Genomic DNA, 26,084 nt, shown 5'->3' with positions numbered 1-26,084 from the left:
CCGGCGTCCCCGGGCATCCCCCAGCATCCTCCGGGGCACCGCCTTCGCCCGGACATCAGGGCGCCCAGCTGTGTGTCTGGGAACTCCGCCCTGCACCTGGCCCGTTCGGGCCGCGCAAGGCTACGGGGGCGCCGTGACGGTCGAGGTGTGCAGGGCCGCGCTGGCCGCGGGCGCGTCGGACATTGTGCTCTTCGCGGACCCTGCCAACCCCACCAGTAACGCCCTTTACCAACGCATCGGATACGTCCCGGTCACCGACTTCGCCGTGTACGACTTCTCCGATGCCGAGTTGGAACTCGGTTAGGAATTGCGGGCGCTTCTACTTGCCCGGGGCAACAGCTGCAATGTCCGGGACAACTGCCATGGCTTCGACCTCGACCAGGTACTCGGGCTGCGCCAAAGCCTGTACGCCGATCCAGGAAGAAGGGGGCGGGTTTTCCGATCCGAACGTGTCGACAAGGACGCGACCGATGAGATCCGCCTCGGGGCCGGACTCGAAGCCAGGTGTGTCGAACCCATCGGCGGCGCGTGCAGGGAGCGGAGGCGTGCCGTGCGGATCGGAGTGATCGGTAGGGCACGCCCCGGGGCTCCTCGCCATGGGCCTCCCTGGCCTGGGCGTCCCCGACCTAGGACTCGCCGTCCTGCCTCCGGTCGACGTACTCGAAGACCGAGCCGTCCGGGTGGCGGGCCACCAGGTTGCGGCCGATGGGGGTGGGGAGCGGGCCGGCGATGATGTCCGCGCCGACGGCCTTCAGGTCGGTCACCGCCTCGTCCACGTCCTTGACGGCGAGGGTCGCCGTGATCTTCCGCAGCACCGACAACTCCGCCTCGGGGCCGCTCATCAGGAAGAAGCATCCGACGGCTGCGACCGCCACCCCGCCGCGCTGGAAGCGGATCGCCTCGGCGCCGGTCAGCCGTTCGTAGACGCCGATCGCGGAATCGAGATCAGCGACGCACACCCGCAATGAGGTCCCCAGAATGTCCATGCGGGCCACCCTAGTTGGAGGACCTGCCCGGACGCGATCACTTGGCCATGATCAGACCGCTCTTCGCCGCGCCCCGGGACAGCACGATCTCCCGGATGCTGTCCCGGGCCTGTGCGTAGTCGCTGCGGCCGGGCTGTCCGGCCAGCGCCGCGTTGAGGTTCACGACCCGGAAACCGTCGTTGACGTCGGTGAGTTGGGGGAGGAACTCCGCCTTGCGGACCGTCCAGCGCCCGCCGGGTGTGGACGGGCCGGCGAAGGTGAAGCGGGCCATCGAGCTCTGGTTGCCGCGGCCGTCCGGCTGGTCGCTGTGGTTGAACATATGGCCCGCGAGCTGGTCGCCCATCCCGTACACCACCCAGGTGCCGTTGACCTTCTCGTAGGCCTGCGGGACATGGGCATGGGTGCCCAGGATCAGATCGATGTCGGGGCGGCCGGCGGTGCGTGCGGCGGTCAGCGCGCGGGCCAGGGTGCGCTGTTGCTCGTCCGGCTGCGGCTGCCACTCGGTGCCCCAGTGGATGCTGACGACCACCACGTCCGCACCGGCCCGGCGGGCCGCGCGGGCGTCGGCGGTGATCTTCTTCCGGTCGATCAGATTGACCGCCCAGGGTGCCTTGCCGGGCAGCGGGATGCCGTTGGTGCCGTAGGTGTACGAGAGCTGGGCGACCTTCGCGGGGCCGGCCCGTAGCAGGGTGACCCGGGAGGACTCGGCGGCGGAGCGGGCCGAACCGGCATGGCGCAGGCCGACCGCGTCCATGGCGCCGAGGGTGCGGTGTACCCCGTCGGCGCCGTCGTCGAGGGTGTGGTTGGAGGCGGTGGAGCAGGAGTCGTAGCCGGTGTCCTTGAGGGCGGCGGCGACCTGGGGCGGGGACTTGAAGCTGGGGTAGCCGGTGAACGGGCCGCCGTCCCTGCCGTAGATCGTCTCCATATGGCAGATCGCCAGGTCGGCGCCGGAGACCACCGGCTTCACCCCGGCGAACATGGCGCGGAAGTCATGGCCGTGGCCGTGCGCGTCGTCGCCGGACCGCCGGATTATCTCGTTGTGCGGGAGCACATCGCCGGTGGCCAGGAGGGTGAAGTGGGCCGCGGCGACGGCTCGTGCGCCGCCCGGCTGGGCGGAAGGTGTGGAGCGTGCGGGGCCGGCGGACTGCTGGGTTCCGCAGCCCGCCGTCAGGAGGGTCAGCGCCGCTATCGCGGCCAGGCGTCGTTGTGGGGTCACGCCCCATGCATATCGGGATTAATAGGATTTATCTGCCGGGGAGGGGGTGCGGCTGGGCCGTCGGAGGGACGGGGCGGGGCGGGGCGGAGCGGTTGACCTGCTCCCGGCACCCCGCGCCGCCGTCAGGCGCGGCAGAGGATCTCGCCGTGCAGGATGCCGAACCAGCCGTCCTCCTCGGCGCCCCAGGAGCGCCAGGCCCGTGCGATCCGGTGCAGCTCCGCCGCCGTGGCGTGCCCGCCGTCCACCGCGATGCGCGCATACGAGGAGCTGACCGTGCGGTCCGCCCAGAGTTCGCTCCACCAGGAGCGCTCCTCGGGGGTGCGGTAGAGCCAGGTGGCGGCCGTGGCGGTGATCGCGTCGGGGGTGAATCCGGCCTGCCGTGCCCAGGCGTGCAGTCGGCGTCCGGCGTCCGGTTCGCCTCCGTTGGCGCGGGCCACCCGCCGGTACAGCCGCAGCCAGTCGGTCATCCCGTCGGACTCCGGGTACCACGTCATCGCCGCGTAGTCCGAATCGCGGACGGCGACGATCCCGCCGGGCTTGGTGACCCGGCGCATCTCGCGCAGCGCCTGGACGGGATCCCCCACGTGCTGGAGGACTTGATGGGCGTGCACCACGCAGAAGGTGTCATCGGGGTAGTCCAGTGCGTGGACATCGCCGACCGCGAAGCGGACGTTCGTCACCCCGCGGTCGGTGGCCGTGGCGCGCGCCTGCTCCAGGACTTCCGGTGCGTACTCCAGGCCGGTGACCTGTCCGCCCGGCACCAGCGCGGCGAGATCGGCGGTGATGGTGCCGGGGCCGCAGCCGATGTCCAGGATCCGCATGTGCGGACGGAGCGCATCGAGCAGGTATCCGGCCGAGTTGGCGGCGGTCCGCCAGGTGTGGGAGCGCAGTACGGACTCGTGGTGTCCATGGGTGTAGACGGCGGATTCCTGCGGCATGGTCGGCTCCTTCGCATGCGTCGTCGGAGGGCGACCGGGCGGCGCGCGGCGGCACCCCGGTCGCCGCCCGGACGGCCGCCCGCACCGCGCTGCGGCCGCCCCTCGGCGTGGTGCTCACACCGTACGCCGCTTCCCGAATGATGAGAGTGGCGTCTCGCTATTCGAGCAGTGCGGCAGTCCTTGGTGCTCGCCGCCCACTCGGCCGCCCTTATCCGGGCGGGCCTCATTCCGGCAGGAGGCGATACACCGTCAGTGCCTCGTTCTGCTTCTCCAGCGTCAACTCGCTTGGCGCGGCAGCGACTTCGCCGTCGAATGCCAGCCCGGTGTCCGCCGGGAGGTCGCTGACCCGCAGCCGGGACAGCCGCGCCTCACCGAGCACCGGAGAGCTGCGCGGGGTGCCCGTCAGGGCCGCGAGGAGCAGCCGGGTGCGGGCCAGCCGGCCGCCGTGCACCACCCGCACATCGAGCACCCCGTCCGCCAGATCGTGCCGCCGCACCGGCGCGAACCCCAGCCCCCGGTATTGGCAGTTGCCGACGAACAGCAGCCATACGGCGCGCTGCTCGCCATTGATCCGCACGGTCAGCGGCTCGGCGGTGCGCAGCACCTCCCACGCCGCCAGCACCCCGGCCGGCCAGGCACCGATCTTGCCCGCCCACCGCTCACGGATCCGCACCAGCTCCGGATACGCGCCGATCGAGAAGGTGTTGACGAACTGCCGCCCCTCCAGATGCGGCCCGGCCCGGAAGCGCGCCACATCGACCGCGACGGCCTCACCGGTCTCCACGGCGCGGGCCGCCGCCGCATGGGTCTCGATCCCCAGGTCGTACGCGAAGTGGTTCAGCGTGCCGCCGGGCAGCACCGCGAGTGGCAGCCCGTGCCGTACCGCGACCGCCGCCGCGGCATTGACGGTGCCGTCCCCGCCGAGCACCCCCAGTGCGCCACCCAGCGTTCTGGCCCGCTCCGCCGCGTCTTCGAGGGCCTTGTCCAGGGACGGCCCGTCCGGATCCCCGCACACCGTCACCTCGGCCTGCGGCAGCACCCCGTGCACCTCCTCGGCCCGGTCCGGGCGGGGGCCGGAGCGCTGCCCGGACCCCTGGTTCGCCACCACGACCAGACCGCGGCCGCCGGGCAGCGCGGGCGCCTCGGCGCGCGGCCGGGCGGGCGGCGCCAGCTGGGCGCGGGTCGGTGCGAAACCGCGCACCGCGAACGCCGCGCCCGCCCCCAGCGCGGCACCCGCCAGCACATCACCCGGATAGTGCACGCCCGTATAGACGCGGGAGAACGCCACCGACGCGGCGACCGGCGCCAGCGCCAGGCCCCACCACTTGTTCTCCATGGCCACACCGGTCGCGAACGCCACCGCCGAGGCCGCGTGCCCGGACGGGAAGGACGAGGTGATGGGCTGACGGTGCAGCTGCCGTATCACGGGCACCGTGTCCAGCAGCGGGCGCTGCCGCCGGACGGAGCGCTTGCCGAGGGTGTTCACCGTCGCCGACGCCACCGCCAGCGAGGCCACTCCGCGCAGCGCGGCCCGGCGCATCGGCCGGCCGCCCAGCGCCGCCGCACCGGCCGCGAGACCGAACCACAGCAGCCCGTGGTTGGCGCTCCGGGTCAGCCGGGGCAGCACCCGCTGCGCGCCCGGCCATTCGCGCGCGGCAATCAGGTCGAAGGTCCGCCGGTCGAGATGGGTCAGTAGCGATCGCATGCGCCACCTTGTACCCCAGATGGCCTGGAACAGGCAGGATCCCGCCGCGGAGGCGGCAGGCGCGGCGCCGCGGAGCGCGTCCCCCGGGGGCCCGGTGGGTACCACCCGCCGGCTGTGCTTCCATGCCCGGATGACCCGGATGATCAGGAGACGCCATAACGGGGACCTCGATGCCTGTGTGGCCGTACTGGCCGAGGTGCACACCCACAGCGGCTATCCGCACCACTGGCCGGACGATCCGGCGCGCTGGCTGACCCCCGACGGGCTGACCGCCGCCTGGGTCGCCGAGACGGACGGCAGGATCGCCGGTCATGCGGCGCTGTGCGGCCCCGAGGTCAGCCGGCTCTATGTCGCACCCGCCGCGCGCGGTGCGGGCCTCGGCGGACGGCTGCTGCGCGCCGTCGAGACGGAGGCGACCGCCCGCGGCCTGCGGCCCGTACTGGAGGTGAAGACCACCGACGCCTCGGCCATCGCCCTGTACGAGCGGCTGGGCTGGCGGCGTCGCGGCACCGAGCGGCAGGACTGGGGCAGCGGCGAGTGGGTCATGGTGCATCGCTACGAGGCGGGGGCGGGACGGCCGGCTGACGCTGTAGCCGGTGAGCCGGGAGGGGCGTAGCCCGTATGCCGGGTTGATCTGTAGCCGGTCCACCTGGATGAGCCGTAGCCCGTACGTCGGGACGAGCCGCGGTCGGTACGCCCGGCTGAGCCGCAGCCGGTCCCCGGGGTGAGCCGCAGCCGGTGCACCCGGCCCAGGGACGACTCCGCTGACGTGTCGCCCCGGTCGCCACCCCCCTGATCTGCCAAGGTGGACGGGGCCGTCCTTCATGTGATGGGCCCACGATCGACCCGCCGTCGTGGAGTGGAGGTACGGATGCAGCGGACCGCCCGGGATCCGCAGCGTGAGCCGGACCCGGATCCGCCGGTGGGTCTGCCGGTCCTCCCGGCGCTCGCCGCGCACCTCGCCGCGGCCGCCGACCGTGCCGAAGCCGAGCCCCTGGGCGGCGCCGCGGCGCTGCGCTCCGCCGCTTGCGGCTACTGGGAACGCCGTGGTCTGGCCACCGCCCCCGACCGGGTGCTCGCCGCCCCCGGGGCGCCGGTCCTGCTGCTCGCGCTGTACGCCGCGGCCGGCGGGGCTGTGGTGCTGCCGCGGCCCTGCTCCGCGTCGTACGCACCCCCCGCCCGGCTGCTCGGCCGGCCGGTGCACCTCGCCCCCGTACCGGCGGAATCGGGCGGCGTGCCCGACCCGTTCGCGCTGCTGGAGACCGTCCGCCGGGCCCGTATCCACGGCGACACCCCGCGCGTACTGGTCCTGTCCGTCGCCGACGACCCCACCGGCACCTGCCCCGCGCCGGAGCAGCTGTACGAGGTCTGTGAGGCGGCGGCGGACGAAGGGCTGTGGGTCATCAGCGACGAGACCCGCCGCGATCTGCTGCACGATCCGCATGACACCGTGCTGCTCAGCCCCGCCGAGATGCTGCCCGACGGTGTCGTGGTGCTCACCGACTTGCGGGACACGCTGGTGCCCGCCTCCTGGCCCGCCGCGCTGGCCCGGTTCCCCGGCACGGACCGGGGCGCCGTCTTCCGGGACGCCGTGCTGGACGCGCTCGCCGCGGTCCCCGCACCGCTTCCGGGGCCGCTGGGCTGCGCCGTCACCCATGCGCTCGGCGAGCCCGAGGAGGTGCGCGCCAGGACAGCCACCGTCGCCCGGGTATACGGGGCGCTCGCCGCGGCGCTGCACCACACCGTCACCGAGGCCGGCGCCGTCTGCCGTCCGCCCAGCTCCGGCAGCCATCTGTACGCCGACTTCGAGCCGCTGCGCCGGCCCCTCGGCGCCCGGGGGGTCGTGGAATCGCACGCGCTGGAAAGGAAGTTGGCACCCTGGGCGGCGCGCGGCGGGCACCGCTTCGGTGACGAGCCGGGTGCCCTGCGGGTACGGCTCGGTGCCGAGGCGCTGCTGGGCGCCGGCCAGGAGCAGCGGCGGCACGCCCTGGCGGCCGCCGATCCGCTGGAACTCCCGCACATCACCGAGGCGTTGACCGCCCTGTCCCGGGCCCTGGCCGGGCTCACCACGTCCGCGGACGGCTGACCGCCGCCGCCTAGGCGGCCGCCCGCGCGCCGCCACTCACCCCGAACCCGCCCCGGTTCCGTCCACCGTAAGGAGCCCCTCGATGACCGAACAGACCGAGCGCTCCCTCGCCGAGCAGCCCCCCGACACCGAGCGACTCCCGCCCACTGCCGGACCCGGCGTCGGCGCCGAACAGGGCGGGGGAACGGGGGCCACGCCGGGCCCCACCTCGGGCCCCAGTCCGGGCCCTGGTTCGGGCCCCACCCCGGCCCTGGCCACCGGGCAGGCCAGCGCGGACGCACCCGTCCTCCCTCACGCCACCCCGCCCCCACCGGCCACCCCGCCCCCGCTCGCCGCACCGCGCCCGCTGGGCGAACCCCGCACCTGGCCGCGGGACTTCACCCACCGGCTGACCGCACCGCTGCCCGGGGTCCGCGCCCTGGCCCGGATCGCCCGGGAAGGCAAACTGCGCCCGCCGCCCGAGACTCTCCCGGAGATCCAGCAACTCCCCTTCGCACCGGGCCCGATGCCGTCCGCAGGACCCACCACCCTCGCGCTCACCTGGGCCGGGCACGCCAGCTGGATCATCCGGATCGGCGGGCTGACCGTACTGACCGACCCGGTCTGGTCCCGCAAGATCCTCGGCACGCCCGCACGGGTCACCCCCGTGGGCGTCCGCTGGGAGGACCTGCCACCGGTCGACGCCGTCGTCATCAGCCACAACCACTACGACCACCTGGACGCCCCGACCCTCAAGCGGCTGCCGCGGCACACCCCGCTGCTGCTCCCCGCCGGACTGGCGCCCTGGGCCCGCCGGCGCGGTTTCACCCAGGTCACCGATCTCGACTGGTGGGAGGCGGTCGAACTGCCTGCCCCCGGCGGCCCCGTACGCTTCGAGTTCGTCCCCGCCCACCACTGGAGCAAGCGGACGCTGACCGACACCTGCCGCACTCTGTGGGGCGGCTGGCTGCTGACCGCGCCCGACGGGCGGCGGATCCACTTCGCGGGGGACACCGGCTACGGCCACTGGTTCGAGGAGATCGGCCGCCGCCACCCCGGCATCGACCTGGCGCTGCTGCCCATCGGTGCCTACGACCCGCGCTGGATGCTGCGGCCGGTGCACACCGACCCGGAGGAGGCGGTCAAGGCATGCCAGGACCTGGGCGCACGCGCCCTGGCCCCGATGCACTGGTCGACCTTTCTGCTCTCCGGCGAACCGCCCCTGGAACCGCTGCACCGGGTCCGCGCCGCCTGGGCCACCACCGGACGCCCCCGCGAGGATCTCTGGGATCTGCCGGTCGGCGCTTCCCGGGTGCTGGCGGAGCGCTGAGCGTGTCCGCGTGTCCGCGTGCCCGCGCGTCTGTGTATCCCGAACGGGCGGTCCGCGGAAGGCACTTGGGGAGGCGTGCCCCTACGACCCGGGCGTGGGTCCTACGACCCGGGCGTGGCACTACGACCCGTCTTTGCCGCGGGCCGGTCCGAGGCGCCGCCAGGCGGCCGGTGCCACACCGATCACCACGGTCAGTGCGACGGCCATGGCCACGCCCTGCCATGCGCGGGGGAACAGCGAACCGCTCAGCAGCCCGATGAGCTGATACGTCGCCGCCCATGCCAGACAGGCCGGGATGTCGCCACGGACGAACCTCCGCAGTGGCATCGCCGCGAGCAGACACGCCAGCATGACCGGGATCCGCCCGGCGGGCACCAGACGGGACAGCACCAGCACCAGGACCCCGTGCTCCCGCAGCTTGTGCTGCGCCCGTGCCAGCCGCTCCGGTGCGGCGCGGGCCCGCAGCCGTGCCAGCCAGCGCGACCCATGGGGGGAGTGGCTGCCGCGCCGCCCGAGGGAGTACAGCCCCACATCGCCGAGGAACGCGGCGCATGATGCCACCGCGAAGACCATCAGCAGCGAGAACGGCGCGGTGTGATGGAAGGCGACCACCGCCGCCGAGCTGACCAGCGCCCCCGTCGGCACCACGGGCACCAGTGACCCCAGCACCACCAGCAGGAACAGCGACGGATAGCCGACCACCTGCTGTGTCGACTCCGGCGGTACGTTCCGCGCCAGTTCACCGATCTCACCGACGAGCGTCATCACACGACCTTCGGCCGGACCGACTCGCCGTGCCCGAGCCGGTGCACCGTCACCTCCGGCGCCAGCAGCGCCATCTGCCGCTCGAACTCCTGGCCCGGCGCATGGAATTCATGCGGCCGGATGGCATCCATCCCGATCGGCCAGTACGTGCCGTAGTGCACCGGGACCGCGCAGCCGGGCGCCAGACGGGCCGCCGCCCGCGCCGCCCGCCGCGCATCGAGGTGGCCGGGCCCCAGGAACGGCCCCCAGCCGCCCACCGGCAGCAGCGCCACCTCGCACGGCCCGACCTCCGCCGCCATCGCCTCGAACAGCCCGGTGTCGCCCGCGAAGTACGTCCGGGCCGCGCCCCGTACGACATAGCCGAGGGCCGGCACCCGGCGCGGCCCGTAGGGCAGCCGCCGCCCGTCGTGCGCCGCGGACACCGCGCGGACCGTCAGCGCGCCCGCCGTGCACTCCTCGCCCGCCCGCAGCTCGGTGATCCGCAGCGCACGGGCCACCGCCACCCGCCGCAGCCCCGGCACCGCGGCCGTCGCGCCGCGCGGCACCACCAGCCGGGTCCCCGGCGCGAGCCGGGCCAGCGAGGCGGGGTGCAGATGGTCGGCGTGCAGATGCGAGACCAGGACGACATCGGCCCGCGCGGCCTCGGGCGGCGGCAGCGCGCCCCGCCGACGCCGCAGATGGGCCAGCCGGGGCACGAACAGCGGATCCGTCAGCACCCGCACCCCGGAGTCCTCGACCGTCACCGTGGCATGCCCCCACCAAGTGACCTCCACCGACACCGAGCACCTCCCGTCCCGACGTGCCGCCCCCGTGCCGCGGGCGGCCGGCTCGCTTCCCGTGTGCGGTCCCCTCGATCCTCCACCATCCGGCCCGGAAAACGGCCGACGGGGAGCGACCGACGCGGTTATCCACAGGCCCTCTCGCGCTCCGACGCCTGGTGCGATGCTGGCGGCAGGCCCGTAGCCCGAGCGGGCCGGAGGGTGAGGTGAGCGGCGTGCGGATGCCGGGGTGGAAGGTCCTCAGCGGCGCCCTGTTCCGGGTGCTCGCGGTCTGGCTGGTGTCCAGCCTCACGCTGCTGGTGCTCGCCGGGCTGCTGCCCGACTTCCGGCTGCAGTCGGCGGGCGGTGACAGCCTCACCCGTACCGCCCTGACCGCCGCCCTGGGTGCCGGAGCGTTCGGCCTGCTCAGCGCGCTGGTGTGGCCCGTTCTCGTGCGTGCCCTGCTGCTGGTGCCGGCGCTCGTCCTCGGCCTGCTGGTCTTCTTCCTCAATGGCTCCCTGCTGCTGCTCGCCCTCGATCTGATCCCCGAGGGGCGCGGCCAGGCCGCACCGGAGACCGCGGTGATCGTCGCGGCCGCGATGTCCGCCGCCTCCTCGGCCACCTCCGCCTTCCTCGCGGTGCGCAATGACGAGGCGTACCACCGCAGACTGGTCCGGCTCGCCGGACGCCGCCGCGGCCGCCGGGGCAGCCGTTCTTCCGCTCCGGCCACGCCCGGCACGCTCTTCCTCCAGCTCGACGGCGTCGGCCACGACCTGCTGTGTGAGGCTCTCCGGGGCGAGCGGCCGCTGATGCCGACCGTCGCCCGCTGGGCCGGCGACAGCCACCGCCTCACCCCCTGGCGCACCGACTGGTCCAGCCAGACCGGCGCCAGCCAGCTCGCCCTCCTGCACGGCAGCAACGAGGATCTGCCGGCCTTCCGCTGGTACGAGAAGGACACCCGCAGCATCGTCGTCAGCAACCGGCCCAGCGGCGCCGCCGCACTCCAGCGCCGCGCCATCGAGCGCACCGGCGACGGCGGACTGCTCGCCTACGACGGGGCCAGCCGCGGCAACCTCTTCAGCGGCGGCGCCGACCAGGTCGCCCTGGTCATGTCGGTGGCCGCCCGGCGCGGCAAGCACAACCGCTCCCGCGCCGGCTACTTCGCCTACTTCTCCGACCCGGCCAACGCGACCCGTACTGCCGTCTCCTTCGCCGCCGAGGTCCTCCGTGAGATCGCCCAGTCGCTGCGCTCCCGCTTCCGCCGCGAACTTCCGCGGGTCAAACGAGGCGGCCTCTACCCCGTCATCCGGGCCTTCGCCACGGTCGTCGAGCGCGATGTGGTGGTCGCGGCCGTCATCGGCGACCTGCTCGCCGGCCGCACCGCCATCTACGCCGACCTCGTCGCCTACGACGAGGTGGCCCACCACTCCGGACCCGCCCACCGCGATGCGCTCCAGGTCCTGCGCAGCCTCGACCGGGCCATCGCGCTGATCGCCGGAGCCGCACGGCACGCACCGCGTCCGTACCGCCTGGTGCTGCTCTCCGACCACGGCCAGAGCCACGGCCCGACGTTCCTGGAGCGCTACGGGCTGAGCCTGGGCGATCTCGTCCGCGCCGGCTGCGGGCTGCCGGTGCCCCGCCGCGCGGGCCGTACCCCGAGCGGAGCCGAGGCCAGGGAGGCGGCGCGGGCCGCGCTGCACCGCCCCGAGGAGGCGGCGGGGCAGGGCCCGGAGCGTACGGCGGGCGCGGGTGCCTCCCAGCCGCTCGTGCTCGCCTCCGGAAACCTCGGCCTGGTGTCGTTCCCCGATGTGCCCGGCCGGATCACCCGCGAGGAGCTGGACCGCAGACACCCCGCCCTGCTCGCCACCCTCGCCAACCACCCCGGCATCGGCTTCCTGCTGGTCCGCTCGGCGGTCCACGGCCCCGTGGTGCTCGGCCCGGCCGGCAGCGAGCACCATCTCGCCACCGGCCGCCTCATCGGCGCCGACCCTCTGGCCCCGTTCGGCGACGGCGCGGCCGAGGCCGTACGACGCACCGACCGCTTCCCGCACACCGCCGACCTGATGGTCAACTCCGCCTGCGACCCGGCGACCGGTGCGGTACACGCCTTCGAGGAGCAGATCGGCTCGCACGGTGGGCTGGGCGGCGCCCAGAGCCACCCCTTCCTGCTGTGGCCCGTCGAGCTGACCCCGCCCACCCCGGACGGCGAGCCGCTGACCGGCGCCGAACAGGTGCACCGGGTGCTGCGCCGCTGGCTGGCGGAGGCCGAGGGGCCACAACTGCCCCTCGGACCGGCCGCGGACGAAATACGGCGCGGGGCGGGCAGGCCCGCAGGTTTTCCCTCCCCGGACCCCAGCGCACAGGACGATCCCCGCTGATTTTGGCGGGCGCCGACGATCGCCGACGATGAACCCCGCTCGGTAACGCCGGGTGCACAGCGCACGACGAGAGGCCCACCACGCCATGAACGACCGGCACACGCGCCGCTTCGGTCTGGGAACCGCCACCTGCCTAGTGATGGGCAACATCATCGGTGGCGGCATCTTTCTGCTGCCGGCATCGGTGGCCCCCTTCGGCACCGTCAGCCTCGTCGCCTTCGGCGTACTGACCGTCGGCGCCGTCGCCCTCGCCCTGGTCTTCGGACGGCTCGCCGAGCGCCACCCGGACACCGGCGGCCCCTACGTCTACGCGCGCGAGGCGTTCGGCGACTTCGCCGGATTCCTGTCCGCCTGGTCGTACTGGACCATGACCTGGGTCAGCAACGCGGCGCTCGCGGTCGCCATCGTCGGCTACGTCCATGTCCTCCTCCCGGGCCGCCCCGATGACGCCACCGACCTCGCGATCGCCCTCGGCGCGCTCTGGCTCCCGGCCCTCGCCAACTTCGCGGGCACCCGCTACGTCGGCCTGGTCCAGACGATCTCCACCGTCCTGAAGTTCATCCCGCTGCTCTTCATCGCCGTCGTCGGCCTGTTCTTCTTCGACCCGGCCAACCTCGGCTCGTTCCACGAGGGCAGCGGCAGCGCGCTCGGCGGGATGTCCGCGGCCGCGGCGATCCTGCTCTACTCCTACGTCGGCGTGGAGTCCGCCGCGATGAGCGCGGGCGAGGTCCGCGACCCGGAGCGGAACGTCGGCCGGGCCACCGTCCTCGGCACCATCGGCTCCGCCGTGGTCTACCTGTTGGGCACCGTCGCCGTCTTCGGCACCGTCGCCCACGACAAGCTGGTGAAGTCCCAGGCACCGTTCTCCGACGCGGTGAACGCGATGTTCGGCGGGCACTGGGGCGGCACGGTCGTCGCCCTCGCCGCCGTCGTCTCGATCATCGGCGCGCTCAACGGCTGGACCCTGATGAGCGCGCAGTCCCCGTACGCCGCGGCGAAGGACGAGCTGTTCCCCGCCGCGTTCCTGACCAAGCGGCGCGGTGTCCCGACCTTCGGCGTCCTCGCCGCCGTCGTACTGGCCAGCGCCCTCACGGTGATCAACTACCTGATCGGCTCCGGCGGGGTCTTCGAGATACTGGTGCTGATCACCACCTTCTCGGCGACCGTGCCCTACCTCCTCGCCGCCGGCGCCCAGGTCTACTTCCTGCTCACCGGCCGCCGCGACAAGGTCCGCCCGGCCCGCTTCGCCCGCGATCTGACCCTCGCCCTGACCGCCTTCGGCTTCACCTTCTGGCTCGTAGCCGGCGCCGGTTACGCCGCGATCTACCAGGGCGTGCTCTTCCTGTTCGCGGGGATCCTCGTCTACGCCTGGATGGCGGCCCGTCGTACGGCACGCCAGGAGGAGTCGGCGGCCACGGCGACGCCGGCTACGCCCGCGGACCACGAAGAGGTTCCCCCACTCGCCGCAAGTGCCGCAGCGCCTCCGCATACGACCTGACCAGCCCCGTCTCGTGGTACGGGACACCGATCTCGGCGCAGTACGCCCGCACGATCACCTGCGCACGCCGCAGATGCGGTGTCGGCATGCTGGGGAACAGGTGGTGCTCGATCTGATAGTTGAGCCCACCGAGCAGGAGGTCGGTCAGCACCCCGCCCCGGACATTCCGTGACGTCAGCACCTGACGGCGCAGAAAGTCCGGCCGGGCGCCGCCCGTCAGCGTCGGCATCCCCTTGTGATTCGGCGCGAAGGTGCACCCCAAGTAGACACCGAAGACCGCCTGGTGGACGAGGAGAAAGGTGACCGCCTTACCGGGCGACAGCACCAGGAACAGCGCGCTGAGATACAGGACGATATGTGTCAGCAGCAGCGCGGCCTCGCTTCCCCAATGCTTCATGGTGGGCGACCGCAGCGCCCGGATGCTCGCCACCCGCAGGTTGAACCCTTCCAGCGTCAGCAACGGGAAGAACAACTGCGCCTGATAACGGCCGATGAAGCGAGGCAGCCCCGTAGCGGCCCGCGCCTGGTCCCGTGACCACACCAGAATGTCCGGCGCCACGTCCGGGTCCAGCTCCTCGTGGTTCGGGTTGGCGTGATGCCGGGTGTGCTTGTTCATCCACCAGCCGTACGACATCCCCACCCCCAGGTTGCCGAACAGCAGACCGCCGATCTCGCTCGGCCGGCGCCCGCGGAACACCTGTCGGTGCGCCACATCATGAGTGACCAGCGCGACCTGCGCGAACACCAACGCCAGAAACGCCGCCACGGCCAGCTGCCACCAGCTGTCACCCAGCGTGAAGAACGCCACCCACCCACCCGCGAACGCCATCGTCACCAGCGCGATCCGCACCGCGTAATACCCGGGCCGCCGCCGCAACAGCCCCGCCGCCACGATCCGGCGCGACAGCCCCGCGAAGTCGCTGCCTGAGGCCGCTTCCGGAACGGCAGCCGAACGGGAGAACTCAACACTCGTCGTCGTCATACCGCCGAGTCTTCTGCCCCGGCACCCACCAGGACAGCCGGTCCGCCCCCGCACCGGGCCGGGGGTTAGCGGTACCTGTGGGGGTGGGCTTGCCTTCCGGCGCGCCCGTCACCGGCTCGGTCACGGGGAACTGTGGCGCGTTGGTCACGGGGGAGTCCGGGACGACCCCGGCCCCGTCCGCGCGCTGGCCGGCCGAGGCTGCTCCTGGCGGGACCAGGGCCGCCGTGCTATCCGTTCGGCCCCGCTATCCCATAGAGCCCTGGCCCGGCTCCCCAGGCCCACCACCCTGCGCACCGGCTTGGCTGAAGACCGGCAGCGCCCGCACCAAGTCGGGCGGAAGGGCGAGCCCCTCCTCCGTGGACGGATTGACCGCCAGCCACAGATCGTCCGCCGGCCAGTTAGCGGCCAGTTCGACGACGGGGATGCTGAGCGCGGCGCCAGGATCTCCCCCGGCCGCCACCAGCGCGTCCTCGGTGGTGAAGACGGGGACGTACCGGTTGCCGTCCTGCTCGATGACCGGCAGCGAGATAGCGCCCTCCGGCTGCGCCTCCTCGCCCTCGGCCGGCGGCGCCTGCGGCAGCAGGGCCATGCTGTTCGCAAGATCCACCAGCGCGGCCTGGGTATTCGCCTCCTCCGCCGCGGACGGCGCTCCCTCGGGGGACGTGGCCTGGCTCGGGGGCGCGTTTTCGTCGGGTGTCGGGTTGCTCATGGCGTGTCCTCTCGTCGGCGTTGCTCACCGACCACCCGCTCGGCACGGGCGGACCCGGGCTTGCCGCAGTCGCCGCCGGATGCCGCCCAGCGGCACGGGGCCGGGACAAGCGTGGCAATACCCCCCAGGCTATGCCGCCCCACGTTCTGCGCAACGCCCACGATCAGCGACGCGGCGGTGACGGCGAACGGATCCCTTGGGGCCCCGCGGCCACCCGAATGGCACATCCGGGCTCACATCGCGGCGCATAGGCCAAAAGAGTGACTGGCCACGGTCCCGCACCGCGGCTGCCGCGCCGTGTGCCCCGGGGCCCCGGACGTGCATTCGTGGGCGAAGTTCTCCCCCCTCCGGTCGAGTCCGATCACTGTTGTTCATCGTGCAACCATCGCCACCATTCGCAGGTCCTGCACATGCAACACAAGCTCGTCAAACTGTGGAGGATCTCTTGCGTAAGCGTCCTGTCGTCGCTGCTGCCGCTGCCGTCGTAGCCGGTGCGCTGTCCGTTCTTGCCGCCGCGCCGGCCCAAGCCGCGGAGTACCACTCGGCGTTGAAGATTCGGGGTGTCCAGTACGACGCGCCCGGTCCGGACTCCAACAGATGCTCCTCGGGCAACAGCGCTCAGGAATACCTGACGATCAAGAACTACTCGTCGGGGACCGTCAACCTCAAGGGCTATGTGGTGAAGGACGCCACCGGCAATCGCTTCACCTTCACCGCCAGTCACTACCTTCAGCTCGGGGACTATGTGAAGCTCCGCGGCGGTCACGGCACCGACTCCGACAAGTACAACGTGGTCTACCGCGACAACTGCAACTTCCTGTGGAACAACGACCGCGACACCATCTACCTGTACAAGCCCTCCGGCAGCCGCTCGGACGTCCACTCCTACACGAAGCGTGGATCCGACTCCGACGGCGACGGCTACATCCGCTTCCACAGCTGAGCGAGGGGGCGATTACGCGGGAGCACTCCGCCATTACCTCCCGCGTAATCGACCCCCACCCGGCCGCCCGGCAAGGTGAAGGCATCGGTTCACGGGCCGGCGCACTCCGGCCCGTGAACCGGTGTCAGGCCGTGGTGCTGTTCACGCAGCAGGCAGCAGGCAGCGCGCGGCATGTGATTCGAGGAGTGGGAGTACGTCGTGACGCAGCATCAGGAGCAGGGCGTTCAGCAGTCGTCTGGCCACGCGGGGGACCGGTATGTGGCGGCCGTTGCGCGGTACTTCGAGGCATGGAACGCGACGGAGGAGGGGGCGCTGGGGAAGGCCGTGGCGGCGGCGTTCTGTGCGGACGTGACGTACACCGATCCGCTGGCCGATGTTGCGGGGCATGACGGACTGGTGGCTGCGATTGCCGGGGCCCATGCGCAGTTCCCCGGTTATGAGTTCCGGCAGCTGGGCGCGGTGGACGGCCACCACGACCTTGCACGGTTCGGGTGGGAGCTGGTCAGTGTGGCGGACGGGGCTGCGCCGGTGGCCGGGTTCGATGTGGTGCGGCTGGGGGAGGACGGGCGGATACGGTCCGTCCTCGGGTTCCTCGACCGGGTGCCGGCTGTTTGAGCCTGTCGGCCGCACTCGTGGTCGGCTGAGCGGCACTGCCGGGGCCGGCCGGTCTCCGAGCACTCAGAGCGGCCCCGGCGGTGGCCCCACTACAGCGCCACCCTCCGGAGAAAGTCCGCCGTCTCCGCGTCGGCCGGCAGGAAGGTTTCCACGGCCAGTTCGGAGACGGTGACGTCCATGGGGGTGTTGAAGGTGGCGATGGTGGAGACGAAGGACAGCACGGTGTGGTGGTGTTCGATCATCATGGGGAGGGCGAAGGGGCTGTGGTCGCCGAGGGCTGCCGATGTGTGGCCGCCCGGTGGCAGGGGGTAGGCGGCCACCTCGTCGTAGAGGGCGCGCAGGGGAGCGGAGCGCATCAGGGCCAACTGGCGCTCCATCTGGGAGAGAAGGTGGCCGCGCCACTCCCGGTAGTTGCGGATGCGGGGGGCCAGACCGTCGGGGTGCATGGTGATCCGCATGGCGTTCAGCGGCGGCTGGAGCAGCGAGGGGGCGACGCCCTCCAGCAGCATGGTGATGCCGCGGTTCGCCGCCTGGACGTCGTAGGTCCCGTCGAACACCAGCGCCGGAAATGGTTCGTAGGCGGCCAGCAGGCGTTCCACGCCGGAGCGCAGGGCGGCCATCGACGGGTCGTCCAGCGGGGTCTCCGGGAAGGTCGGGGCGTAGCCCGCCGCGATCAGCAGGGCGTTGCGCTCCCGTACGGGGACGTCGAGATGTTCGGCGAGCCGGAGCACCATCTCCTGGCTGGGGCGGGAGCGGCCGGTCTCGATGAAGCTGATGTGGCGGGCGGAGGAGTCGGCGCGCAGGGCCAGTTCCAGCTGGCTGATCCGGCGCCGGTCGCGCCATGCGCGCAACAGCGCCCCGACACCCACGCTCGTGGCCGTCTCCGGCGAAGAAGCCGCAGCAGTTGTCATGGGAGGGACGGTAGCCGAGGGCGGTGGGCGCGAGCGGGCGCCGCCCGTACGGGAACGCCGGTGGCCGAGGTGCCCGCCCCGGCCGGTAACGGCCGCCCTGCCTCTCTTACGGGCGAAAGCGCCCTCCGCGTGCCACGCTGGAAGCGGCGCGGCCGCCACCCAGGAGCACGCAGAGCAGTCGGCGCCCCGGACACCGCGACACATCGAAAGCCGCCCCATCGGCGGCCCGCACACAGCGAGAGGCCAGCGTGATGAATGCTCAGGTGGAACCGCTCAGTGGGAAAGAGATCGAGGAGCGGCTGGCGGAGCTGCCCGGGTGGTCCGTCAAGGGCGAGCTGCTGCGTCGGCACTACCTCTTCCACGGGCACTTCCCGGCCGCCGCCATGGTTCTCCATATCGCGCAGATCCAGGAGGAGTTGGGGCACCACGCCGATCTCACCCTGGGCTACAACCGGATCGATATCGCGGTGAACACCCACAGCATCGGCGACCGGATCACCCACCTCGACTTCGGGCTCGCCCGCCGTATCGAGGACATCGCAGCGGGACACGGGGTGCGCTGACCCCTGTGGCGGATCAGCTGCCGCTGCGGGGGCGTACTACCCGTCCCGCACGGGCCAGTTCCACGTTGAACTGGGCGCCGGACAGCAGCGACAGATGGGAGAACCACAGCCAGATCAGGAACACCACCGGCCCCGCGAGCGAGCCGTAGAGCCGGTTGAAGGTGCCGACGTACGAGGCGTAGAGGGAGAATCCGGCGGAGGAGATCAGCCAGAGGAGCACGGCGACCACACCGCCGGGGGCCGCCCGGCGCACCCCGCGCGAGCTGGGCGGCCCGGAACGGAACAGCACCATCGCCAGCACCGTCGCCAGGAGCAGCAGCAGCGGCCACTTCAGCACGTTCCAGGTCGCCTCGCCCGCCTCCCCGAGCCCCACGGCCCGGCCCAGCGCGGTCGCGATCGGGCCGCTCACCAGCAGCGCCACCGCACTGCTGATCAGCAGCGCCATCAGCAGCAGCGCCGTGAACAGGATGCGCGGCGCCTTGCGCCACGGCGGCCGGTCGTCCTTCGTACGGTGCATGGCGTGCAGCGCCCGGCGGAACACCGCCAGATAGCTGCAGGACGACCACAGCGCACTGATCAGGGCGCCGCCCAGCACCACCCAGGCGGCGGTCTGCTGGTGCGCCATCCCGACCAGCGCCCGGTGGACGGTCGGGCCGGAGTCGGCCGGGGCGATCGAACTGATCTGGTTGATGAGCTGTCCGGTGGCCGGCGGATCGGCGAGACCGATCAGCGACACCGTGACGATCAGCGACGGCAGCAGCGCCAGCACCGAGTAGTACGTGAGGCTCGCCGCCCAGTCCGTCACATCGTCGTGCCACACGGACAGTGGCGTACGGCGCAGCGCGGTACGGCACTGGGCCCAGGTCGGCAGCGTGGCCGGCTGCCGTGGCCCGACCGCCCCGAGTGCCCGGTCCAGCTGTGTCCGGTCCAGCCCGCGGCGCATACCGCTCCCGCCCATGTCGTATCCGTCCTCTCCATCGGTCCGCCCTGCATCATCTCCCGGCCCGGACGCCGCTCACGCCACACGGCCGGCCGGTGCCCCGCTCACTCCTGCCCGCGCGCCCGCCGGAACCGCACCAGCGCGTCCGCCAGGTCCACCACCGGATCCGGGTAGTCATACGCCTCCCGCTCGGGCCCGGACAGCTTCCAGGGCTGGTGCACCGCCGCGCCCGCGAGACCCGCCAGCTCGGGTACCCAGCGCCGTACGTAGTCGCCCCGGGGGTCGAACCGGCGGGCCTGGACGAGGGGATTCAGCACCCGGTTGGGCCGGGTGTCGGTGCCGGTACCGGCCATCCACTGCCAGTTGAGCTGGTTGTTCGCGATATCGCCGTCCACCAGCAGATCCAGGAAGTGCCGCGCGCCCACCCGCCAGTCCACATACAGCGTCTTGGTCAGAAAGCTCGCCACCAGCATCCTGGCGCGGTTGTGCAGCCACCCCTCGTGCCGCAGCTGCCGCATTCCCGCATCGACCACCGGATAGCCGGTACGGCCCTCCTGCCACGCCGTCACCTCGGCCCGGTCGAAGCGCCAGCGGTCGCCCCGGTCGCGGTAGTCGGCGCGGGCCGCGCCGGGACGGGCCGCCAGCACCTGATGGTGGAAGTCCCGCCAGGCCAGCTGCCGTACGAACGCCTCGGCACCGGCGTCCGGGCGGGCCGATGCCTTGTGCACCAGCTCCACCGGTGAGAGGCAGCCGAAGTGCAGATACGGCGACAGCCGCGAGGTGGCGTCGCCCGGCAGATCGTCCTGCCGGTCCTGGTAGTCGGCCATGCCGGAGCGCTGCCAGGCCCCGAAACGGCGGCGCCCGGCCCGTTCACCGCCCTCCGGCAGCGCGGGGGACGGCTCGCCCCCTGGGCACAGGACCCGCGCGGACGGCAGGTCCTCGGACCGCACCCCGGCGGGGACCCGTACGGACCGCGGCGCGGGCAGCACCGATCGCAGCCCCGCGGCCTGCCAGCGCCGGAAATACGGGGTGAAGACCGCGAAGTGGTCCTTGTCCGGCCCGGAGGGCAGCACCGCGCCGGGCGGCAGTGCCGTGATCACCGCGTCATGGACCACCAGTTCCCGCCCCGCCGCCGCCAGCTCCGCCCGCAACCGCCGCTCCCTGCCCAGCGCATAGCCGCTCACCCCGGCGGCCAGATGCACCTCCCCGGCCCCGGTCTCCGCCGCCACCCGGCCGGTCTCGGCGACCACATCCCCCGTACGGATGACCAGCCGACCGCCCCGTTCACGCAGCCCCGCGTCGAGATCCGCCAGCGCACCGGCCAGGAACGCCGCCCGATTGGGCACCATGAACCCGGCGTCCGCGATCCCGGTGTCGACGACGAACAGCGGTACCACCTGGGGCGCGGCGCGCAGCGCGGCATGCAGCACCGGCTGATCGTGCAGCCGCAAATCGGAGCTGAACAGGCAAACGGCGACATCCATGCCCTACGTCTACACCGAACGGCGCCGGGCCGGACGCCTGCCGGGGGCGCCCGCCCGTCAGGCGAAGGGCAGTCCGCGCCACGGCGAGGACGGGTCCTGGGTGAGGACGCGGTGGAGATGCACCGCCTCCGCGTACTGCGGCCCGAACCAGCCGTTGTCGAACGCCAGCATCCGGCCCAGGGCATAGCCCGCAGCGAACTCCGCCCATGAGCCGTACACCTCTCGGGCCCGCGCGGCGACCTGCTGCACGGCCTGCTCGGCCTGGTGCGGCGCGCACAGCCGGGCGCCCAGGCCCCAGCGGACGAGGTTGACGGCATGCGCATGGTCCAGCGCGACCAGGGACACCACCCGGCCGTCGGGCGGCAGCAGCCCGTCCGCGCGGAACCGCTCCTCGTAGCGGGTCACGAGTTCCGGGACGGCCGGGGCGTCGCCGGAGTCCGCGGTCTCCTGCTGCTTCTCCGCCGACTCGTCCGGGACCCCGGCACCCCGGGCGCGGGCCCGTGCGCGCAGCGCCGTCTCGGTCTCCGCCGGGACGAACTGGCCGCCGAGCAGCTGGTCCAGACGCTGCTGCCAGCCGACGGGGTCGGTCACCGACCACTGGTCGCGCAGGGTCTGGGCGTCCGCGGCGTGGTCGAGGAAGGCCGTACCGAGTTCGTTCCACGGCACGCTGTGGTGCACCGCGATCGGCGCACCGCACGCCAGCCCCTGTGCGACGGGGCCGTGCAGCGGACCCCCGTAATGCGTGACGAGCAGCCCGCCGGGACGTACCCCGCCCTGGGCGCGGAGCTGCAGCCAGCCCGCGCGGTGGGCGGGCGAAGCGGCCAGATACGCGGCGCACGGCGTCCCGGGGTTCACCGCGAGCTGCCACTTGTCGTTCGGCCAGTCCTGCGCCAGCTCCTCCACCGACACGCGGTCGAAGAACTGCTGCGCCTGCCACGGCGGCAGCATGCCGCGGGTCAGGACGGGAATGCATCTGGCGCCCGCCGTCGGGTCGTCGTAGACGGGCAGCGGGTCCTGACCCTGCTGCGGTACCGCCAGATACAGATCCTCACCGGCGATCGCCGCGACCTGACCGTCCCGGTCCCCACGCGCCGTTGCCTCGCACAGCCGCCGCTCGGTATCCGTCGGCGGTATCCATCCCGGAGTAGCCACAAGCCAAGACCTTACGATCACCCCTTCTCCCACCGGCATGTGGGGCCCGCCCGGCATGTGGGGCCCGCGGGGAAGATTGCACGCGCACCACCCGTCACGGAGGCTCCAGGTATGAGCAACCACGACCGGCCCGGACCCGGGCACCACCACCGGCACGACAGCGTCCAGCCCGACTGGGAAGTGCTCGGGCCGGACCTCGAACGGGGCGCCGAGCTCTACACGCCGCTCTACGAACAGGCCGCGGCCTGGCTGCGTGCGGCCGCCACCGGTGCGGCCGGCCCCGGCACCGGCGGAGTGCGCAGAGTGCTCGACATCGGCAGCGGACCGGGCGTCGTCAGCTGTCTGCTGGCCCGCGCCTTCCCCGACGCGGAGGTGGTGGCGGTGGATGCCACCGAAGCACTTCTGGAGCGGGCCCGTGACCGGGCCGGCCGCCTCGCCCTCGGAGACCGGGTCCACACCCAGCTCGCCGAGGTCCCGGCCGGGCTCGACGCCCTTGGCGGCGCCGACCTCATCTGGTCGAGCCGGGCCCTGCACCACGTCGGTGACCAGCGTGCCGCGGTCGCCGCCCTGGCCGGTCATCTGCGGCCCGGTGGACTGCTCGCCATCGCCGAGGGCGGCTTGGCCCCGCGCTTTCTGCCGCGCGACCCCGGCATCGGGCGCCCGGGGCTGCAGTCCCGGCTCGACGCGGCCGGTGAGGAGTGGTTCACGGAGATGCGTGCGGCGCTGCCCGACGCCGCCGACGAGACCGAGGACTGGCCCGCCTTCCTCGCCGACGCCGGACTGCGCGCCCCGTGTACCCGCAGCTTTCTGCTGGATCTGCCGGCCCCGCTGTCCGCCGACGCCCGCGCCCATCTCGTGGCCACCGTGACCCGTGCGCGCGAGATGTACGGCGACCGCCTCGACGAGGACGACCGCAGCACCCTCGCCCGCCTCACCGACCCCGAGGACGCCGCCGGCCTCGTCCGCCGCCCCGACGCCTTCTTCCTGTCGGCGCAGACGGTTCATACGGCACGGGCGCAGTAGCCGCCTTTCCGCCTACCCGGCGGCCACCGCGCCCGTATGCCCGTACCGGCTCGGGTCAGCCCTGATCCATCGGCTTGGGATTGATCACGGCGAAGGTCGCGCCCTGCGGGTCGCTCACCACGGCCATCCGGCCGGCGATCATGTCGAAGGGCCGCTGCAGCGCCGCGCCGCCCGCCGCGGTCACCTTGGCGACCGTCTCATCGGTGTCCGCCACCGAGAAGTACGCCAGCCAGTGTGAGGGGGTGTCGGCCGGCATCTGCTCGGACATCGGCTGCATTCCGCCCACCGGACGGTCGTTCACCTGGAGGGCGTAGTAGTTGTCGGCGCCTTCCATGGGGGCGCTGTCGATGCCCAGGGCCGCCTTGTAGAACGCGGCGGCGGCGGACGGGCCGGTGGTGTTGAGCTCGTTCCAGATCAGCGCGCCGTGTTCGTTGACGATGCCGGCGCCGGGGAAGTCCCGGGGCTCCCAGATGCCGAACACCGCTCCCGTGGGGTCGGCCGCGATACACATCCGGCCGAGCGTCATCACGTCCATGACCGGCATCAGGACCGTGCCGTCGGCGCCCCGCACCGCCTCGGATGCCGCCTCCGCGTCGGCGGCCGCCAGATAGGTGGTCCACACGGTCGGCGGCGCGGGCTGCCCGCCCATCGGGACCGCGGCCATGATTCCGGCGACCGGTTTGCCGTTGAGTTCACAGACCGCATAGCCGCCGTTCTCCGGGGGCCCGATCTCTCCGGTCCACCCGAAGATCTGGGAGTAGAAGTCGATGGCCGCTTGCTGGTCGGGGGCCGCGAGGTCGATCCAGCAGGGCGTCCCGGGCTGGTAGGGAGCTGTGACGTCAGGCATCAGGTCCTCCTCGGTGGGGCACCTCCCGACCGTCGGACATGGGGGAGGGGCGGAACGCGGAGGGGCGGCGGCCCCGCTCGGCACGCCTCGGGAGCCGCCCCACACTCACCCTCCACAGTCACCGCCGTCCGCCGGACCCGCCACTCGGGTACGGGTCGGCGCCGCCCGGATGAGCCGGACGGCGCCGATACGGCTGCGGATCAGCCGCCGAAGGTGGCCGGGTCCGGGCCGAGGCGGTTGCCGGAGTCCAGGCCGGCCAGCGCGGTGAGGTCCGCGTCATCCAGCTCGAAGCCGAAGACGTCGATGTTCTCGGCGATCCGCGAGGGGGTGACGGACTTCGGGATGGCGACATTGCCGAGCTGGAGGTGCCAGCGCAGCACTACCTGGGCCGGGGTCTTGCCGTGCTTGGCGGCGAGCTCTGTGACCGTCGGGTCCGTCAGCAGACCCTTGCCCTGGCCGAGCGGCGACCAGGCCTCGGTGACGATGTTGTGCCGGGCGTGGAAGGCGCGGGAGGCGCCCTGCTGGAACTGCGGGTGCAGCTCGATCTGGTTGACGGCCGGGACGACGGAGGTCTCGCCGAGCAGCCGCTCCAGATGCTCGGGCAGGAAGTTGGAGACGCCGATGGCCTTGGCGCGGCCGTCCTTGTAGATCTTTTCGAGGGCCTGGTACGTCTCTATGTACGTGTCCTGGGCCGGGAGCGGCCAGTGGATCAGATAGAGGTCGACATACTCCAGGCCGAGCTTGGCGAGGGAGGTGTCGAACGCGCGCAGCGCCGCGTCATGGCCCTGGTCGCCGTTCCAGAGCTTGGTCGTGACGAACAGTTCGTCACGGGCGATCCCGGAGGCGGCGAGCGCCTTGCCGGTGCCCTCCTCGTTGCCGTAGATCATCGCGGTGTCGATGCTGCGGTACCCGGCGTCCAGGGCCTGGCCGACGGCGGTGAACGCCTGGTCGTCCTCGATCTGCCAGACGCCGTAGCCGAGCTGCGGCATCGCGACGCCGTTGTTGAGCGTGATGGACGGAATCTTGCTCACGGGGGGTCGATCCTTACGTTGCTTTCTGCTTCACGGATGTCAACGATCATCCGCGTTCGCGCATTCCCGGGTAGCCGGCCGGGATGCGCGAAATGCGGACCCTTCCGGGGTGCCCGCCGTCGGCGGGGCCGGGTGACGGCCTTCGGACGCGGGTGTGGAGCGGGTCGCGGCGGTGAGTTCGCCGAGTGCGAACGACCCGGCGCACAGCACCACGAGCCCGGCGCAGAACTCCAGCGCACCGAGCAGGCCCGGGAGCCCCTCGCGGACCGCGGAGACGCCGGGGGAGAGGCCGTCGGCCACCGCCTGCCCCAGCCACAGACAGCCGCCACAGGCGAACGCCGCCGCACTGCCGGACCAGGCCAGGAACAGCGCCGTACGCACCCGGAGCCGGGGCAGCAGACCCGGCAGGACCAGGAGCAGCAGCCCGGCGCCGCCGGTGAGCGAGAGCAGGCCCGCCGCCCACTCCGACGCGGAGCTGATGACCGTACGGGTGGCCACCTCGGCCGCCCCGACACCCAGCGTCGAGCCCGCGCCCCACAACAGGTGGACGGCGCCCGCCGCCGCCAACAGCAGCGCGGCGGGCAGCAGGAAGATCCGCTGCAACGCCCGGGTGCCGGTGTCCGGCAGCGCGTCCAGCGGGCGGCGCAGCAGGCCGCCCCAGCGCTGGTGTGCGTACAGCCCGAAGGCGCCGAGCAGGGTGATCGCCTCGACGGTGAAGCCGCCGTAGACCCACGGGGCGAGGAAGCCGTCGGTCGACAGCGGGTTGGGGGCGCCGGTGACCAGGGCGGTGACGCTGCCTCCGGCGAGCCCCGTCAGCAGCGGGATGAGCAGTCCGGACGCCATCCACAGCGGGAAGGCCAGCAGCCAGGCCGGGGTGCGGAGGCCGGCCGGGCGGGTGAGGGTGTGCGCCACCACGGCGGCGACGGCGTCCAGGAAGAAGGTCAGGACATTGGCCGTGACCCAGGTGGCGCGGCCGATCCGGTGGGTATCCAGGACGCCGATGTCGCAGCCCAGCACCCACAGCAGCTTGAGCGTGAGGTACGGGAAACAGGCCACGATCGCGAGCCGGCCGAGGAGAGTGAGGCGGCGATTATCCATGGCAGGAGCCTCGTCGGCCGGCGCGCGGCAGGCGTCCGCCCGGCAGACGATCCCGCTCCGCCTGACGGGGGAGCGGCTGACGGGCCGGGGAGCCGGACCGTCAGCCGGACGCGGTCACCGCGGTCCCGTCCGGCGCCCGCGCCCTAC

Annotated in this window: 24 protein-coding genes and 1 pseudogene; 10 read left to right on the top strand and 15 right to left on the bottom strand. The window is 72.8% G+C overall.

Features of this window, described 5'->3' with window-relative positions:
* Positions 1-118 precede the first annotated feature (118 nt).
* Positions 119-304: pseudogene (locus STRTU_RS05705) on the top strand (GNAT family N-acetyltransferase); the annotation flags it as partial.
* A 322-nt stretch (positions 305-626) separates the two neighbouring features.
* On the opposite strand, the gene STRTU_RS05700 reads toward STRTU_RS05705, so the two are convergent.
* From STRTU_RS05700 to STRTU_RS05685, 4 genes are all read right to left on the bottom strand, one after another.
* Positions 627-986, bottom strand: coding sequence for a VOC family protein (locus STRTU_RS05700; protein WP_159742535.1), 360 nt, complete (start codon positions 984-986; stop codon positions 627-629).
* Positions 987-1,023: 37 nt separating this feature from the next.
* Positions 1,024-2,202 (bottom strand): CapA family protein, encoded by a 1,179-nt coding sequence (locus STRTU_RS05695; RefSeq protein ID WP_159742534.1) that lies wholly within the window; start codon positions 2,200-2,202, stop codon positions 1,024-1,026.
* A gap of 122 nt (positions 2,203-2,324) precedes the next feature.
* The gene (locus STRTU_RS05690) at positions 2,325-3,140 is read right to left on the bottom strand and encodes a class I SAM-dependent methyltransferase (protein ID WP_159742533.1); all 816 of its coding nucleotides are present in this window, start codon (positions 3,138-3,140) and stop codon (positions 2,325-2,327) included.
* A gap of 223 nt (positions 3,141-3,363) precedes the next feature.
* Positions 3,364-4,845 carry a bifunctional phosphatase PAP2/diacylglycerol kinase family protein gene (locus tag STRTU_RS05685; protein ID WP_159742532.1) on the bottom strand — a complete coding sequence of 494 codons (1,482 nt, stop codon included), beginning with the start codon at positions 4,843-4,845 and terminating at the stop codon, positions 3,364-3,366.
* Positions 4,846-4,975: 130 nt separating this feature from the next.
* On the opposite strand from STRTU_RS05685, the gene STRTU_RS05680 reads away from it, so the two are divergent.
* From STRTU_RS05680 to STRTU_RS05670, 3 genes are all read left to right on the top strand, one after another.
* Positions 4,976-5,461, top strand: a complete 486-nt coding sequence (locus STRTU_RS05680; RefSeq protein ID WP_246240140.1) for a GNAT family N-acetyltransferase — start codon at positions 4,976-4,978, stop codon at positions 5,459-5,461.
* A 255-nt stretch (positions 5,462-5,716) separates the two neighbouring features.
* Positions 5,717-6,931, top strand: a complete 1,215-nt coding sequence (locus STRTU_RS05675) for an aminotransferase class I/II-fold pyridoxal phosphate-dependent enzyme (RefSeq protein WP_159742531.1) — start codon at positions 5,717-5,719, stop codon at positions 6,929-6,931.
* Positions 6,932-7,013: 82 nt separating this feature from the next.
* On the top strand, positions 7,014-8,240 hold the full coding sequence (locus STRTU_RS05670) for an MBL fold metallo-hydrolase (RefSeq protein ID WP_159742530.1): 1,227 nt from the start codon (positions 7,014-7,016) through the stop codon (positions 8,238-8,240).
* A 120-nt stretch (positions 8,241-8,360) separates the two neighbouring features.
* Here the strand turns inward: STRTU_RS05670 and STRTU_RS05665 are convergent, their stop codons facing one another.
* Positions 8,361-9,005 carry a DedA family protein gene (locus STRTU_RS05665; protein ID WP_159742529.1) on the bottom strand — a complete coding sequence of 215 codons (645 nt, stop codon included), beginning with the start codon at positions 9,003-9,005 and terminating at the stop codon, positions 8,361-8,363.
* A complete protein-coding gene (locus tag STRTU_RS05660) occupies positions 9,005-9,784 on the bottom strand; it encodes an MBL fold metallo-hydrolase (protein ID WP_159742528.1) in 780 nt (259 codons plus the stop codon). The genes STRTU_RS05665 and STRTU_RS05660 overlap by 1 nt, the downstream gene beginning before the upstream one ends.
* Positions 9,785-10,005: 221 nt before the next feature.
* Between STRTU_RS05660 and STRTU_RS05655 the strand changes: the two genes are divergently transcribed.
* Both STRTU_RS05655 and STRTU_RS05650 read left to right on the top strand, forming a co-directional pair.
* Complete coding sequence (locus tag STRTU_RS05655; protein WP_159746719.1) at positions 10,006-12,141, top strand: phage holin family protein; 2,136 nt, start codon at positions 10,006-10,008, stop codon at positions 12,139-12,141.
* Positions 12,142-12,226: 85 nt separating this feature from the next.
* Positions 12,227-13,639: an amino acid permease gene (locus STRTU_RS05650; protein ID WP_159742527.1), complete on the top strand. Its 1,413-nt coding sequence runs from the start codon at positions 12,227-12,229 to the stop codon at positions 13,637-13,639.
* Here STRTU_RS05650 and STRTU_RS05645 read toward each other — a convergent pair.
* Both STRTU_RS05645 and STRTU_RS05640 read right to left on the bottom strand, forming a co-directional pair.
* Positions 13,569-14,621: a fatty acid desaturase family protein gene (locus STRTU_RS05645; protein WP_159742526.1), complete on the bottom strand. Its 1,053-nt coding sequence runs from the start codon at positions 14,619-14,621 to the stop codon at positions 13,569-13,571. The genes STRTU_RS05650 and STRTU_RS05645 overlap by 71 nt on opposite strands.
* 244 nt (positions 14,622-14,865) lie before the next feature.
* Complete coding sequence (locus STRTU_RS05640) at positions 14,866-15,330, bottom strand: SseB family protein (protein ID WP_159742525.1); 465 nt, start codon at positions 15,328-15,330, stop codon at positions 14,866-14,868.
* Positions 15,331-15,775: 445 nt separating this feature from the next.
* On the opposite strand from STRTU_RS05640, the gene STRTU_RS05635 reads away from it, so the two are divergent.
* Positions 15,776-16,273: a lamin tail domain-containing protein gene (locus tag STRTU_RS05635; protein WP_159742524.1), complete on the top strand. Its 498-nt coding sequence runs from the start codon at positions 15,776-15,778 to the stop codon at positions 16,271-16,273.
* A gap of 198 nt (positions 16,274-16,471) precedes the next feature.
* Positions 16,472-16,888 (top strand): nuclear transport factor 2 family protein, encoded by a 417-nt coding sequence (locus STRTU_RS05630; protein ID WP_159742523.1) that lies wholly within the window; start codon positions 16,472-16,474, stop codon positions 16,886-16,888.
* Between the two features lie 89 nt (positions 16,889-16,977).
* Here STRTU_RS05630 and STRTU_RS05625 read toward each other — a convergent pair whose 3' ends face one another.
* The gene (locus tag STRTU_RS05625; RefSeq protein ID WP_159742522.1) at positions 16,978-17,799 is read right to left on the bottom strand and encodes a helix-turn-helix domain-containing protein; all 822 of its coding nucleotides are present in this window, start codon (positions 17,797-17,799) and stop codon (positions 16,978-16,980) included.
* 251 nt (positions 17,800-18,050) lie between these two features.
* Between STRTU_RS05625 and STRTU_RS05620 the strand changes: the two genes are divergently transcribed.
* Complete coding sequence (locus STRTU_RS05620) at positions 18,051-18,362, top strand: 4a-hydroxytetrahydrobiopterin dehydratase (RefSeq protein WP_159742521.1); 312 nt, start codon at positions 18,051-18,053, stop codon at positions 18,360-18,362.
* Between the two features lie 13 nt (positions 18,363-18,375).
* Here the strand turns inward: STRTU_RS05620 and STRTU_RS05615 are convergent, their stop codons facing one another.
* The 3 genes from STRTU_RS05615 to STRTU_RS05605 all read right to left on the bottom strand — a co-directional run bounded on the left by STRTU_RS05615 (position 18,376) and on the right by STRTU_RS05605 (position 21,920).
* On the bottom strand, positions 18,376-19,320 hold the full coding sequence (locus tag STRTU_RS05615; protein ID WP_159742520.1) for a YihY/virulence factor BrkB family protein: 945 nt from the start codon (positions 19,318-19,320) through the stop codon (positions 18,376-18,378).
* An 86-nt stretch (positions 19,321-19,406) separates the two neighbouring features.
* On the bottom strand, positions 19,407-20,786 hold the full coding sequence (locus STRTU_RS05610) for a cryptochrome/photolyase family protein (protein ID WP_159742519.1): 1,380 nt from the start codon (positions 20,784-20,786) through the stop codon (positions 19,407-19,409).
* A gap of 57 nt (positions 20,787-20,843) precedes the next feature.
* Positions 20,844-21,920, bottom strand: a complete 1,077-nt coding sequence (locus tag STRTU_RS05605; RefSeq protein ID WP_159746718.1) for a DUF1266 domain-containing protein — start codon at positions 21,918-21,920, stop codon at positions 20,844-20,846.
* A 129-nt stretch (positions 21,921-22,049) separates the two neighbouring features.
* Between STRTU_RS05605 and STRTU_RS05600 the strand changes: the two genes are divergently transcribed.
* Positions 22,050-22,961, top strand: coding sequence for a class I SAM-dependent methyltransferase (locus tag STRTU_RS05600; RefSeq protein ID WP_159742518.1), 912 nt, complete (start codon positions 22,050-22,052; stop codon positions 22,959-22,961).
* A gap of 55 nt (positions 22,962-23,016) precedes the next feature.
* Here STRTU_RS05600 and STRTU_RS05595 read toward each other — a convergent pair whose 3' ends face one another.
* The 3 genes from STRTU_RS05595 to STRTU_RS05585 form a co-directional block, all read right to left on the bottom strand.
* Positions 23,017-23,808, bottom strand: a complete 792-nt coding sequence (locus STRTU_RS05595) for a VOC family protein (RefSeq protein ID WP_159742517.1) — start codon at positions 23,806-23,808, stop codon at positions 23,017-23,019.
* Positions 23,809-24,008: 200 nt separating this feature from the next.
* Entirely contained in the window at positions 24,009-24,839 is an 831-nt protein-coding gene (locus STRTU_RS05590) for an aldo/keto reductase (protein ID WP_159742516.1), read from the bottom strand.
* A 39-nt stretch (positions 24,840-24,878) separates the two neighbouring features.
* Entirely contained in the window at positions 24,879-25,937 is a 1,059-nt protein-coding gene (locus STRTU_RS05585) for a hypothetical protein (RefSeq protein ID WP_159742515.1), read from the bottom strand.
* Positions 25,938-26,084 lie beyond the last annotated feature (147 nt).

Source organism: Streptomyces tubercidicus, assembly GCF_027497495.1.
Lineage (GTDB): Bacteria > Actinomycetota > Actinomycetes > Streptomycetales > Streptomycetaceae > Streptomyces > Streptomyces tubercidicus.
Note: the sequence above shows the minus strand (reverse complement) of the source record. Positions and strands in the feature narration are given on the sequence as shown.